This window comes from Paenibacillus gansuensis, assembly GCF_042684925.1.
In the GTDB taxonomy this organism is placed as follows: domain Bacteria; phylum Bacillota; class Bacilli; order Paenibacillales; family DY6; genus Paenibacillus_N; species Paenibacillus_N gansuensis.
The window spans coordinates 83,070-96,012 of sequence record NZ_JBHUME010000005.1; the positions used below are offsets into that span (position 1 = coordinate 83,070).

The window sequence follows — 12,943 nt, forward strand, 5'->3', positions numbered from 1 at the left end:
AACAATGATATCAACATGATTTTAACGGAGCACATCGCACTTCAGCTGAAATGGGCCCGCATCTCCAATAAGAAGGCGGACAAAGCAGGAGTCATTAGCGTGTCTTTGCGCCTGATGAACACCGTTGTGAAGACCGAATGCTTGCCGGGAATCGTATGACAGCGGATGCGGCCTTGCTGCTCCGCTTCCTCTACGATGGAGCGGGGCAATAGAGAGATGCCGAGTCCGGCGCTGACACATCCGATAACCGTTTCAAACGATTCGAATTCCATTTGCTTGACGGGCACGATTCCATCTTCCTGAAGTAATTGATACAGTCTAGCCCTGAAGGAACAGCCTGAATGGAATACCAGCAGAGTGCACGGCTGCACGTCATGGGTCGAATCGATGGGCGGATGGTCGGCAGAGGTGACAAGAACCAATTCCTCATCAATCACCTTCTCTTGAACCAAATCGGGATGTTCAACGGGACCTGCTACGAAGGCTCCGCTCAGTTCATAATGAAGGACGGCATGAAGATTCTGCTCGGTATAAGCGGTAAGTAAAGAAATATCGACCGACGGATATTGGGCATGATACTTGGAAAGCAGTGTAGGCAGCCGAACGGCAGCAGTAGTTTCTATAGCCCCTAAACGAAGCGGCCCTGAGGGAATGGTGGAATTTCCTACAGCTTGTCTGGCTTCCCTTATAACGTGCAGGATCTTCTCTGCATACGAAACCAGAATTTGACCTGAAGGAGTCAGCGTAATACCCCGGTTATGCCGGTAAAACAGCTGGGTTCCCAAATCGGCCTCCAGCTGTTGAATTTTATGGGTGACGTTGGACTGGGCAAAATTTAATGTTTGAGCCGCCTTAGATATACTGCCTTCCTGAGCTGTAGTGAAAAATACTTTTAGCAATTGAATATCCATATAGAGCTCCTCTGTATGTGGGATAAGATAATTTGAATTATACATGATAAGGAAACCAGGAAGAAATACGGACACATATTAGTTGAAAAACGAATATTGGCTTTTGTAAGCCGAAGCTTCGCCTTCTTTATATATGAAGGTGAGGCTTCGGCTTTGCTGTGGAGTATGAGTATAGAGCCGCCCCAGTATTCGCAGCCAAAAAAGTCTTATTGTAGGAAAGTGGTCATCCCTATAAAGTAAGGAAGGTAATTTTACAGTTATTTTATAGAGGAGAGATCAGTTATGAAAAAGAAGACGATTCTACTTCGTTCTTCCTGGCAAATCGTAAATATCGGTGATATTGCGCATACCCCGGGTGTGTTGACGCTGCTGGAAAATTACATACCTGAAGCAGAAGTAATTTTATGGGCTTCGGATGATTTTACAGAAGAAGCATTAGCTATGATCCGTAAAAGGTTTCCCAATCTTCAAGCCGTGAAGGGACGCATTGGAATGGATGGTAGAGCAGAAAATCCGGAGCTTCAACAGGCGTTGGATCAAAGTGATTTCCTGCTGCATGGTTCCGGACCGCTGCTGGTAGCCCATGAGGATGTGCTCGCTTATACGAAACACTTGGGGAAGCCGTTCGGCGTGTTCGGTATCACCTATGGAGGCTACAACGAATCGAACTGGCCTGAAGTGAGGCAGATTTTATCGGAGGCCGCTTTTATTTATTTCAGAGATTCCGTTTCTCTGGAACAAGCGAAAAGCGACGGTATCACAAGTCCGCTGATGGAATTCGGACCTGACGCCGCTTTCGCCGTTGATCTAAGAGATGAGCTGAGAGCGCAGGCTTTTTTGGCTGATAACGGCTTGGAGGAAGGGGAATTTCTTTGCTGTATCACACGAAACAGGTATACTCCTTTCTGGAAAGTGAAAGATGTTCCTTTCAGTGAAGAAAAACACGCTAGGAATGAAGCAATGAAGGAGCAGGACCATGAGGATCTCCGGCAGGCGATTATTGAGGTCACAAGGCAAACCTCTTTCAAAGTGTTGATTTGTCCCGAAGATATGACCCAAATGGAATTGACGAAGGAAATGCTTTGGGACAGACTGCCGGAAGATGTTAGGCAGCGCGTCGTTTGGCGGGAAAACTTTTGGCTTACGGATGAAGCTCTTAGCGTGTACGTGCGCTCTGCCGGATTATTCGGAAGTGAAATGCATTCCCCAATTATGTGCATAGGAAACGGAATACCGGCTATCGTATGCAGGTGGATGGAACAATCGACCAAAGGATACATGTGGAAGGACATTGGTCTTGAGGAGTGGCTCTTCGATTTGGATCAAGAGGCAGAGAGAAGAGCTGTCGTCCCTGCGGTGCTGGATCTTGCTATTAACAATACCGAAGCACGACGGAAAGCTTTAGCTGCAAAGGAGCGGGTGGAAGAGCTGCACAAAAACATGGCGGCTGTGTTGGAGAATGAACTTAACAAATAGACTTTAAAGGTGCATCCTTAGGGGTGCGCCTTTTTTCTATGGTTACAACTTCTAATTTCCAGAAAAAACAACAACAAAATATCATCCATCTCCAATTATTTCTATTTAGCGGCGGGTGGCGATCATTTACGCTAATAGTGCAAGGAGAATTTCAAGAGGAAAGGAGGTTAGCTTCAGCGTATTGTTGACTACAAAGATACCAAAGTTGAAGAGGAGGCAATGATATGAAAAAAAGCCTGGCCCATTGGAAAAAAGCAGGATCCATTGCATTTGCTGCAGTTCTGCTTATACAGCCTTTCAGCGCGTTACCGAAAGCGAACGCCGCGTTCAACACAACGTTCACCATCGATACGACACAGGAACGGTCAGCGATAAGTCCTTACATTTATGGCACAAATATGAGCTTGGGCGGCGGAGAGAATTTCAGTTTCGTCCGTCAAGGCGGAAACCGCATGACCGGGTACAACTGGGAGAACAATGCGTCCAACGCAGGCTCCGATTATTTGCACTCCAGCGATGATTTGCTTTGCGAGAGCCTCACGTCCACGGAATGCAATACGGCAGGCAGGTCGGTGACGAAGTTTCAGGACCAGCGGATAGCGGAAGGTACCAAGAGTGCGGTTACCCTTCAGATGGCGGGATACGTGTCTAAAGACAAGAACGGGGTGGTGTCTACAACGGAACAGGCGCCGTCTTCCCGATGGGTGGAAGTTGCGAACCGCAAAGGAAGCACGCTGAGTTATCCTCCTAACACTTCAGACAATAAAGTATACATGGACGAATTTGTCGATTATCTTGTCGATCAATATGGAAGCGCTTCTACAAGCAACGGCATTATGGCTTATCTGCTGGATAATGAGCCGGGATTGTGGGCGGAGACGCATCCTCGCATTCACCCGGCTAAAGCAGGAGCGGTCGAAGTAAAGAATAAATCGGTTGATTTGGCTAAGGTCGTAAAAGACAGGGATCCGTCAGCCCTCGTGATCGGAGGCGAAATGTACGGTTACGGCGAATATTTAAACCTGCAGGGCGCGCCTGACTGGAATTCCGTTAAAGGAAGCCACAGCTGGTTTATCGATTACTTCCTGAAGGAAATGAAGAACGCTTCGGATGCGGACGGAAGGCGTCTTGTAGATGTACTGGGCCTTCATTACTATTCCGAAGCGCAAGGCGGCGGTCAGCGCGTAGTTTGGAACGGCGGAGCCGGGACGGCCGAAACGCAGGCGGCCCGCGTTCAGGCACCGAGGACGTTGTGGGATTCCAATTACAGCGAGAACAGCTGGATTGCCCAAAACCATTCGGCTTTTCTTCCGGTCATTCCGAAAGTATACGATTCGATCAATGCGAATAATCCGGGAACGAAACTTGCATTTACCGAATGGAGCTTTGGCGGAGAAAGCCATATTTCCGGAGGAATTGCGGCAGCTGATACACTAGGTATCTTTGGACGATATGGGGTATGGGGAGCGAATTTTTGGGCGTCCGAGTCAGATTCCAGCTATGTAAATGCAGCGTTCAAGCTGTACCGCAATTATAACGGCAGCAACGGGACCTTCGGGGATACGAAAGTGAAATCCAATACGAATGATACTGCGAACAGCTCCGTGTACAGCTCTGTGTTCCAGGGAAATGACGGGAAACTGCATGTGATCGCCATCAACAAAAGCGCAAATGACAGTATGAACGCTGCTTTTAACATTACAAGCCCTTCGAACTTTACCAGCGGCCAGGTGTACGGGTTTGACGGCAGCAGTGCAAGTATCACACAAAAGGCATCCGTATCGGGCATAACGGGTAACAGCTTTACTTACTCCATCCCTGCTATGTCGGCATATCATTTCGTATTGACCGCTTCGGGAAGCGGAAACATTGACAGTGCGCAGTTTAACTTTGAGAGCGGTCAGCTGCAAGGCTTCTATGCAGCCGGCGGTGCCACAGTAGCTGCGAGTACGGCCCAAAAATACGCAGGGAGTTCTTCCCTCCAGTTGAGCGTGAACGGAAACGGCTACTACTATGCGAGAAAAGACAGCCCTTCCGGACTTACAGCCGGGAAGACGGTATCCTTCCGGGTATGGGTTCCTTCCGGTGCCGGCATCGAGTCGGTGCAGCCCTATGTTCAGGATGGCAATTGGAGCTGGTATGGCGCCTGGACGGGATACTCATCCCTAACCAAAAACGCATGGAACACGATCACGCTGACCATTCCGTCCAATGCGCCTTCCCCAATTAATGTAATCGGCTTGGAACTGAAAACATCCGCTTCATGGAACGGAAGCATATATCTAGACAGTATCAGCTGGTAATAGAGAAGGCCCTTGGCGGACATCGTCAAGGGCTTTCAACCGATGAGCGCCTGCGTCATGACTTAGAAAGCGGGGAAACCATATGTATCAGCTTTTGATCGTAGACGATGAAGAACAGCTTGCCGATGGTTTAGCCGAGGCTGTTCCCTGGGAAGAGATCGGAATCAAGGCAGTCTATAAAGCTTATTCGGCCAAAAAAGCGCTGGAATGGATGGATGCGGTACCGATCGATATAGTGATAACGGATATCCGTATGCCAGGCATGTCCGGGTTGGAGCTGCTGCAGGAAATCCGGAATCAATGGTCCAGAACAAGGGTAGTCCTGCTTACGGGCTATTCCGAATTCGATTATGCCAAACAGGCGGTACAAAGCAAAGCGGCGGACTATTTGCTGAAGCCGGTGCGGGAGCGGGAACTGATGCTTACCGTTGGGAGGATTACGGAAGAGCTGACGAGCGAATGGAAAGAAATTCTCTCCCATCAACAGGCTCTTCAAGCGCTGAGGGCGAATCTTCCTCTGCTCCGCGGAAGACTGCTGGCCCAGCTTCTTCAAGGACGGAAGTATGATTCCGCGCAGCTGGAAAAGGAACTGGGGCTTCTGGAACTGCCCTTTCGGGCAGATGATCTTTACAGCATGATGCTGCTGCGGATGGAAGACGATTTTGCAGCCTATGATTCTGCAGGGTTGTCCCTGATGGAATATGCTGTTGAGAATATTGTACAGGAAGTGCTGGGGGAACATTTCATGTCCTGGTCCTGTCGGGATCATCATGGCCACCTGATTTTCTTGATCCGCAGCAGAAGGGGACCGGCTCCTGAGGATGGATTCACTGATGAAAAGCAGGTAAATCAGCAGCTGGATCGCATGATATCGCAAATGTATCATCATATCCGGCATTTTTTGAAAGGAAAGGTGTCTTTCTGCCTGGGCAAATGGGAGCGTTTCCCATCCCGGTTAAGCGCTGTTTATCAGGAAGCGCTCAGCCAGCTGAGACGTACGACAGGGGAGGATGACCAATTTTTGGTGAAGGTGGAGGAGCCTCTGCCCGCCAGAAATGTGGCAACACTGCAAAGCTTATATGAACCTCCCCTGCTGCTGCACTTGGTAGAGATGAGCCGTTGGGACGAGGCAGAGACGAAGATCTTCTCCGTTCTGGAGGAGTTAGCGGCAGCGCCCAAGCATTCGCCGGAGCATCTTCAGGAGGCTTATTTCGCTATGGCAGGCGCCTTTTTGCATATGGCCCATAAGACGGGACGGACCTTTAGTGAACTAGTGCAGCCCAGTTTGATGCAAGGATTCGAGAATGCATCGATACGCACTGTCGCGGCTCTGAGGGAATGGGCGCTGACGGTTCTCTCTTGTTTCCGGAACAGCACAGCAGAAGAATACAGGGACCGGCGTATGATACTGATCCGTCAGGTTCAGTGTTACGTTGAGAAGCATTTGGCCGACTCGATTTCACTTCAGTCGATTGCGGATCATGTCTACATGCATCCGACTCATCTTTCCAAAGTATATAAGGCGGAAACAGGGGAAGGGTTAAGCGAGTATATGTACAGGCTTCGAATGGAAAAAGCGGCGTTCCTGCTGCAGCACACTAATGATCGGATTTATGAAATCGGGATCCGGGTCGGGTATGTAAACGCCAATTATTTTATCAAAATATTCCGCAAGTATTATCAGATGACGCCGCAGGAGTACAGGGAAGTGCAGAAAGCTATGCCAATATTGTTTCATGATCCATAAATCATTTCTATTTGAAACGGCTTACATACCTTCTACACTTAAACTTGTAAACCAATCGAATACTAGGGGGACTGCTTTTTGAAAACCGGAAATCGACATGCCTGGAAATGGATTGTCTGTATGGTTGCCTGTCTCGCGTTCGCAGCCGGATGCAGCGGTAATTCCGATCCAGGGAACTCGCAGGCGGATGGGAACAAGGGAAAGACGGAGTCCAAGCTGGTAAACGGGAAATTCGAACCTCCAATCACCATAACGACGGCCTTCTCTGTTGGTTCCGATACGAAATTTAAAGAAGGCGAGAGTGCGGAAGACAATGTCATGATCCGCTGGGGCCGGGAGAAGCTCGGGATCGATGTAAAACCGTTGTGGGTGGTTGCCTCGGAGAACGAAGGATACGACCAGAAGCTGAAGCTGACGCTGTCGGCAGGTGACAAAATGCCCGACGTAGTCGCAACAACGAACAAAATGACGGCCAACATGCTGATGGAATCCGGCCTCTTTAAGGACATTAAAGAGGATTTCAGAACATACGCAAGCGAGCGGATTCAGAAGCTGTATGAATCAAATGCCAGCGTGTGGAACAGCGTATCCAAAGACGGAAAATATATGGCTCTGCCGACGATGACTGAAGGTATCAACCTCGACTCCGTCATGTGGGTCCGTCAGGATTGGCTCGATAAGCTGGGCTTGAAGGCTCCGGAGACGATCGAAGATTACGAGAAAGTGATGGACGCGTTTGTAAATCAGGATCCGGACGGGAACGGCGCGAAGGATACGATCGGAATGTCCATTTCCCTGAAAAGCCGGGTGACGACCTGGATGACGGAAGGCAGTTTCATCTTCGGCGCTTACGGCAATGCTTACCCTTCGCAATGGGGAAAAGCTGCGGACGGAAGCCTGGAATACGGTTCAATCCAGCCGTCAGTAAAGCAAGGGCTGTCGAAGCTCGCAGAGTGGTATAAAAAAGGCTACATCGATCCGGAAGCGGCAACTTACGATGAGATTAAAGCAACGGAAAGTTTCATTCAAGGAAAGTCGGGAATTTTGTTTGGGGCGTTTTGGATGCCGGATTGGCCGTTGAATGAATTATACAAGAACGACCCGAAAGCAGTAATGAAAGCTTATCCGGTGCCGGCCGGACCGGACGGTAAACGCGGAATCCGCGGCAGCGACTCGGTCAACCGCTGGATTTTGTTCAACAAAGACTTTCACCATATGGATGCTTTCTTCTTGTACATGGATCATCTGTACGGCCCATCGCTGTATGACGAAACATCTGAATTTAAATACGGTGCTTTCGAGGGTTACGATTATGTCATGGTGGACGGCAAGCCAAGTATTGATGAGAAGGACTTCCCCGACGGGCGCCGCATTCCTAAACCTTTCGATTATTCCTTATCAGGCGGCGGCTTCGAAGAAGTTCCTCCGGGTGTAGTGCCGGACGAGAAGAATCCGAAGCTGCGCGCACTGAAAGGGATTGTGGAAACGCCTTATGATCAGAAGGCAGCCTCCAAAGGCATGGTGTACAATGCAGCGTATAAAATCGCTTACGAACAACGCAAGTATGCAAGCCCGAATCTGTTTACGGCACCGCCTACGGCAACCATGGAATCCAAGCTGAGCTTCCTGGATAAGATGGAGCTGGAAACGTTCAACAAGATCATATACGGCACCGCCCCCCTTGATGTGTTCGACCAATTCGTGAAAGACTGGAAATCCAATGGCGGAGATCAGATCACCGCGGAAGTCAACGAATGGTGGAAGTCGGCGGGCGGTCAATAAGAAACGGCAGGTGGAAAAGCCATGAATAGTAGAAGCGGGTGGAATTGGAGAAGGACTTGGCCTTTGCACCTTCTAGTCCTTCCTTCTGTAGTGCTTGTCCTTTTGTTCAATTACACACCGATGTTGGGCCTGGTTATGGCTTTTCAAGATTATAAGCCTTACTTGGGTTTTACGAAATCAGCCTGGGTCGGCCTGGATCATTTCAAGTTCATGTTCCAGATGCCGGACAGCAAGCAGATTATATGGAATACGCTGCTGATTGCCAGCTTGAAGATCGTCGTAGGCTTCATTGTCCCTTTCGTCTTTGCTTTACTGCTAAATGAAGTGCGGATTCATTTCCTGAAGCGTTCGATCCAGACACTGGTGTATTTGCCCCATTTTCTCTCCTGGGTCATCCTGGGCGGAATTTTACTGGATATGCTGTCCATAAAATACGGAATTGTGAATCAAATACTGGGGGAACTGGGGATCAAACCAATCTATTTTTTGGGTCACGGGGACTGGTTCCGGTTTACACTCGTCGTCAGCGATACATGGAAAGAATTCGGATTTTCCGCCATTATCTATCTTGCCGCGCTCGCCGGGGTGCATCCCGCATTATATGAAGCTGCAGAAATGGACGGTGCAAACCGCATGCAGCAGACGCTGCACGTTACCATTCCGTCTGTGCTCCCGATTGCAGCTGTGGTGGTCACCCTGTCGCTGGGGCGGGTGCTGGACGGGAATTTCGAACAGGTCTATATGCTGTTGAATCCGCTGGTTATGAGCAAGGGCGATATTATCGACACGTTCGTGTACCGTACCGGATTAATCGATAACAATTTCAGTTTCGCAGCGGCGGTCGGTGTATTTAAGTCCGTTATCAGCTTCATTCTTGTATTGGTTACGTACCGGCTGGCGCACAGGTATGCGAACTACCGTATTTTCTGAGGAGGAAGATCGATGTATCACAAAACCGCCGGCTACCGGATCTTTTCCGCTATCAATTTGCTTTTCCTAGTTGTGGTGTCATTGTCCTGTATTCTGCCGCTGGTTCACATCCTTGCAGTTTCCCTTAGTTCCAGCTGGGCGGCCAGCGGGGGGCTGGTCCGGTTCTGGCCGGTAGGCTTTACTACGGCAGCCTTCGAGAAAACGCTGAATAACCCTAATTTTCTACATGCTATTTGGGTTAGTGTGCTGCGTACTGTGCTGGGGACGGTCCTGACCATGACGCTTATTACGATGGCAGCCTACGCCTTGTCGAAGGAAGACAGGGCGTTCAAAGGCCGCACCGCTTACGTCTGGTTCTTTGTGTTTACGATGCTGTTCAACGCGGGCATCATTCCTACCTACATTGTTATTAATAAACTTGGGCTGCTCAACCAGATATGGGCGCTGGTGCTGCCGGGTGCGGTATCGGTGTTCAGTCTGGTGCTGATGCTGAATTTTTTCCGGGGGATCCCGAAAGAACTCGAAGAGGCGGCCTTGATGGACGGGGCGGGACATTTTCGCACGCTGTTCAGCATGTACCTTCCCTTATCGCTGCCATCTATTGCGACATTAACGCTTTTTTCCATAGTCGGTCATTGGAACGCCTGGTTCGATGCCCTGATGTATATGACGGATTACCGGAATTACCCTTTAGCCACCTTTCTTCAATCGATTGTGGTAAACCTGGACGCGACCCGGCTCGGAATCACCCCCGAAGACTTGAAAAGCATTTCAGACCGCACGTTGAAAGCATCCCAGGTTTTCATTGCATCGCTGCCCATCATTGCGCTTTATCCTTTCCTGCAAAAATACTTTGTTCACGGACTGACACTCGGTTCCGTCAAAGAATAGGCCGGTCTGGCCCTCGTCCAGCCCGCCGTTGTTTGGTAACATATGCCTATAACCAATCGGACGGGGTGGTCGAATGAGAAGGATGGACATCTATAAGCGGATTGTGCTGCTGCTGTTTAGTATGCTGGTGCCGATTTTGACGCTGTTCGGCTATTTGAACAGCCAGACCGTCATGCTGATGGAAAATCAGCTGAAGGAGTCGAATTTAAACAAACTTACTTTCTTTTTGACCCAGCTGGAAACGAATGCGGATAAAATGTCGGGAAACCTGCTTACGTTAAAGGAAGACAGGGATGTGCTCCAGTTTGTGAACAGCTACAGCTTTGAAGGCTATACAAAAGCCAGAACCAAGCTGGACGTGGAAAATAAGCTGGCCATCCAAAGCCTGGCAAGCTCGTGGAAGAACCGGATAGCGGTGTATGTTCTCTCAACAGGGCAGACGGCATCAAGCGATTCCACGGCCACGCCGGCCGATTTACGCGGCAGGAAGGAGTACCCGAAGCAGTGGAAACTGGTTCGTTCAGGGGAACAATCCTATTTTACGAGATATTTGACAGACAGCCTGAAAGCCAATGGAGAGCCGGGCAAAGCGAATGTAGTGATGGAAGTCCGCTTTTCAATCGAGAACATTAGAACGATGCTCAAGCAGTATCAAGAGGGAGGGAGCGGTGACCCGTTCATGCTTTTTCCCGGCGGGGTAGAGATCACCAACAGCTCCGGCAATGCGAACCTTGCCGAGATTACCCGAAGACTTGATCCCGGTGCTATGAACGAACGGGGGTATACCACGATGACGTTCGGCGGAGAAACTTACCTGGTCACCTATATTCATTCTCCGAAGCTTGGCGGATATCTGGTCGATTACCTGCCTACCGCAGAGTTTCTGGCACCTATTGAAAAGCAGCGCATTTTATTTTATTCCTTCGGCGGGCTGCTGCTGGCTACCAGTGTAATGGCTGCATGGCTGCTGTACCGTCATGTCCAGCTGCCGATCCGTCAGCTGCTTTCCGGAGTGCAGGGGATCAAAGATGGACGGTATTCGATTCGTGTGGCGCGTAAAGCGAAGACGGAATTTGATTTCCTGTTTAAACGCTTTAACGAGATGGCCGAGCAGATTCAAGAGCTTATAGAACACGTGTATGAAGAGAAGCTGCGGTCGCGGGATGCTAAAGTGAAACAGCTTCAATCGCAGATTAATCCCCATTTTTTGTACAACTGCTTTGCTCATATTATTCAAATGACCCGGCTGGGAAGGGAGGAGGCTGTCATAGCCATGTCCCATAATCTTTGCGATTATTACCGGTACACAACCAGGATCGAGAAGCCGCTGGCTAATTTGAAGGAAGAAGTGGAATTTATAGAAAATTATTTGGAAATCCAGAAGATGAGAATGACCCGGATGCGATACGAACTGGTTGTCGAGGAACGTTTACTGGAATTCCCGTTGCCGCGGCTCAGTCTTCAGCCCATTGTTGAGAACGCGATCATCCACGGCTTGGAGCCTAAAGAATCACCGGGATGGATTCGGATTTGCGCCAGACAACAGGGAGATTCTGTCCTGATCACGGTCTCGGACGATGGAGTGGGGATGGATGTCAGGCGATTAGAGGAACTGAACAGGAGCATACAAGAAACAGACCGGGGCGAAGAAGGCGGGTGCGGGCTTTCCAATACGCATCAAAGGCTGCGGCTCCATTACGGCGCCGATTCGGGGATTGTTTTGGCGGCAAATCAAGAGGAAGAGGGAATGAGAGTAGAGGTGCGGATTCATGCCGGATCCGGGGGAGCGGGAGTAATTAGAGCTTCAGGCATGTGAAAAGGATGGAGCAAGGAACAGAAATCAAACAGCTGAGGGGTGAAGATATGTTTACTGACATACAGAAAGCTAGAATGGAATGGTCGAAACTAAGGTACGGGATGTTTATCCATTTCGGGCCGAATACATTTGAAGGAACCGGATGGGGTAGCGGGGCCTTCCCCGCAGGCATGTTTGCTCCGGCGAATCTGGATGTATCCCAATGGGCTCAGACCGCTGTTGAAGCAGGTATGAAGTATGCTGTATTGACGGCGAAACATCATGACGGCTTCTGCTTGTGGCCAAGTGAGCATACGGACTATTCCGTCCGGCATTCTCCTGCGGGGATCGACATCGTGGGGGCTTTCGCAGAAGAGTTCCGCAAGGCAGGGCTGCAAGTCGGATTATACTATTCCTTGTGGGACCGTAATTATCCGGACTATGAAGATGACGAGAAGTATGCCCGCTACATGAAACTCCAAATTACAGAACTGCTCACAGAGTACGGGGATCTGGTGGAGCTTTGGTTTGATGGGGGATGGGATAAAGAACACCCGACAAGGGAATGGCCGTATCAACCAGAGTGGGAAACGATGCCTGACAGCGGGTTCAACCGCGGGGAACGGTGGCGCTGGGAATCCCTGTACCATCTGATTCACGAGCTCCAGCCGGGATGTCTTGTAATCAACAACTCTTCCAGTGACCGTCCGGGACAAGTCCGCTACATGCCGGTGGATGTAAGGACAGCGGAGCATTTTCATTATATATGGCAGGAACAGGAGTGTATGCTTCCACCGGCTTCCGGAGATGAACATGGACTGCCGCTCGAATTTTGCACCAGCTTGAATCCGGATTGGTTTTGGACGGGAAGAAGCTATCCGCATCCCGGGGTCGCCGCGATACGCGAATGGTATGGTGAGGCAAGGAGACACGGGGGGAACCTGTTGTTGAATGTCGGGCCGAACCGTGACGGGTTAATTCCGGAGTATCACAGGGCGATGTTAAAGCAGGCTAAAATATAACATCATCAAATCTCCAGCTTTTGAATGAATCACCCGAATCAGGGTTAGATTATATGTTAATTGTACATTCAAAGGTTGGAGGAAAA

The 12,943-nt window shown here is 49.7% G+C and carries 9 protein-coding genes; 8 read left to right on the top strand and 1 reads right to left on the bottom strand.

Translation table 11 applies throughout. From position 1 onward, the window contains the following. Nucleotides 1-41: 41 nt before the first annotated feature. Nucleotides 42-911 carry a LysR family transcriptional regulator gene (locus ACFSUF_RS04360; protein WP_377600510.1) on the bottom strand — a complete coding sequence of 290 codons (870 nt, stop codon included), beginning with the start codon at nucleotides 909-911 and terminating at the stop codon, nucleotides 42-44. A 282-nt stretch (nucleotides 912-1,193) separates the two neighbouring features. Here ACFSUF_RS04360 and ACFSUF_RS04365 point away from each other — a divergent pair, with 282 nt between their 5' ends. From ACFSUF_RS04365 to ACFSUF_RS04400, 8 genes are all read left to right on the top strand, one after another. Then, nucleotides 1,194-2,387 carry a polysaccharide pyruvyl transferase family protein gene (locus ACFSUF_RS04365; RefSeq protein WP_377600512.1) on the top strand — a complete coding sequence of 398 codons (1,194 nt, stop codon included), beginning with the start codon at nucleotides 1,194-1,196 and terminating at the stop codon, nucleotides 2,385-2,387. 224 nt (nucleotides 2,388-2,611) lie between these two features. Then, nucleotides 2,612-4,690, top strand: a complete 2,079-nt coding sequence (locus tag ACFSUF_RS04370; RefSeq protein WP_377600514.1) for a glycoside hydrolase family 44 protein — start codon at nucleotides 2,612-2,614, stop codon at nucleotides 4,688-4,690. 82 nt (nucleotides 4,691-4,772) lie between these two features. After that, nucleotides 4,773-6,437 (top strand): response regulator, encoded by a 1,665-nt coding sequence (locus ACFSUF_RS04375; RefSeq protein WP_377600516.1) that lies wholly within the window; start codon nucleotides 4,773-4,775, stop codon nucleotides 6,435-6,437. 78 nt (nucleotides 6,438-6,515) lie between these two features. Then, nucleotides 6,516-8,219, top strand: coding sequence for an extracellular solute-binding protein (locus ACFSUF_RS04380; RefSeq protein WP_377600518.1), 1,704 nt, complete (start codon nucleotides 6,516-6,518; stop codon nucleotides 8,217-8,219). Nucleotides 8,220-8,240: 21 nt separating this feature from the next. Next, nucleotides 8,241-9,149, top strand: coding sequence for an ABC transporter permease (locus ACFSUF_RS04385; RefSeq protein WP_377600519.1), 909 nt, complete (start codon nucleotides 8,241-8,243; stop codon nucleotides 9,147-9,149). A gap of 12 nt (nucleotides 9,150-9,161) precedes the next feature. Continuing rightward, complete coding sequence (locus tag ACFSUF_RS04390) at nucleotides 9,162-10,040, top strand: carbohydrate ABC transporter permease (RefSeq protein WP_377600521.1); 879 nt, start codon at nucleotides 9,162-9,164, stop codon at nucleotides 10,038-10,040. Between the two features lie 73 nt (nucleotides 10,041-10,113). Continuing rightward, nucleotides 10,114-11,856: a sensor histidine kinase gene (locus ACFSUF_RS04395; protein ID WP_377600524.1), complete on the top strand. Its 1,743-nt coding sequence runs from the start codon at nucleotides 10,114-10,116 to the stop codon at nucleotides 11,854-11,856. 47 nt (nucleotides 11,857-11,903) lie between these two features. Further along, a complete protein-coding gene (locus tag ACFSUF_RS04400) occupies nucleotides 11,904-12,857 on the top strand; it encodes an alpha-L-fucosidase (protein ID WP_377600526.1) in 954 nt (317 codons plus the stop codon). The last annotated feature ends 86 nt before the right edge of the window (nucleotides 12,858-12,943 follow it).

What these genes read in the sequence shown, in the direction of transcription:
- ACFSUF_RS04400 (WP_377600526.1), top strand. Translation starts at nt 11,904, where the DNA reads ATGTTTACTGACATACAGAAAGCTAGAATGGAATGGTCGAAACTAAGG.
- ACFSUF_RS04370 (WP_377600514.1), top strand. Translation starts at nt 2,612, where the DNA reads ATGAAAAAAAGCCTGGCCCATTGGAAAAAAGCAGGATCCATTGCATTT.
- ACFSUF_RS04395 (WP_377600524.1), top strand. Translation starts at nt 10,114, where the DNA reads ATGAGAAGGATGGACATCTATAAGCGGATTGTGCTGCTGCTGTTTAGT.
- ACFSUF_RS04365 (WP_377600512.1), top strand. Translation starts at nt 1,194, where the DNA reads ATGAAAAAGAAGACGATTCTACTTCGTTCTTCCTGGCAAATCGTAAAT.
- ACFSUF_RS04360 (WP_377600510.1), bottom strand. Translation starts at nt 911, where the DNA reads ATGGATATTCAATTGCTAAAAGTATTTTTCACTACAGCTCAGGAAGGC.
- ACFSUF_RS04390 (WP_377600521.1), top strand. Translation starts at nt 9,162, where the DNA reads ATGTATCACAAAACCGCCGGCTACCGGATCTTTTCCGCTATCAATTTG.
- ACFSUF_RS04375 (WP_377600516.1), top strand. Translation starts at nt 4,773, where the DNA reads ATGTATCAGCTTTTGATCGTAGACGATGAAGAACAGCTTGCCGATGGT.
- ACFSUF_RS04385 (WP_377600519.1), top strand. Translation starts at nt 8,241, where the DNA reads ATGAATAGTAGAAGCGGGTGGAATTGGAGAAGGACTTGGCCTTTGCAC.